Here is a 690-nt window from a genome sequence, read left to right as displayed (position 1 = left end):
GTTGTGGTGAGACAAACAACGGATGAAAGTGTTGCCATCGCCGATACGCATCTTGGCCGCAAAACCGTCTGCGTTGATCTGCGAAGGATCCATGTTGTTGTAGCTTTCGCTTTCAATCACTTGGTTGTAACTTGCCCACAGTGCGCGGCCAATGTTTTCAGGAGAGGTGATCACGAAACCAGTATCTGGAGCGCCGTGTGTCACCATTTTTTCGAAGGTGTTGTGGCTACCATGAACAATGAACTGCGCACCCGCAACTTCAATACCTTGGTAATGCCAGTAATTTCCCTCGTGACGAAGTTCCGAAACAAAGCGAACATTGTCTCCTTCCGCACGTAGGTGCTTGAGCTTGTCGACACTGCCACTCGCCGTCAGCGGGATTTCCATCCCTTGGTAGTCGCCATCTTTCAAAATGATGGTGCCACCAGCAGGAAGCAGTTCTACTGCGGTAGCTAAATCAAGCGGTTGCGCTTGAGATCCGTTGCCTTTGTCGCTGCCGTTTGGTGCAACATACAGCGTCATTGGGTCTGGCAGAGAAACAACGTCAACGCTGTAACGGTGCGCTTGTGTCTCTTTGTTTGGGCCGTCAATGGCGGTGAATCTCACTTCCATTTGATTTGCGCCGCTATCAAGTGTCAGCCACTGGCTGAACAACTCGCCCGCCGTCACGGTTTGCTTCGCAACCACTTT

The 690-nt window shown here is 51.4% G+C and carries 1 pseudogene; it reads right to left on the bottom strand.

The features are described 5' to 3' along the window. Positions 1-690: pseudogene (locus R8O11_RS27930) on the bottom strand (exopolygalacturonate lyase); the annotation flags it as partial.

This window comes from Vibrio sp. 1288 (assembly GCF_033344475.1).
Note: the sequence above shows the minus strand (reverse complement) of the source record. Positions and strands in the feature narration are given on the sequence as shown.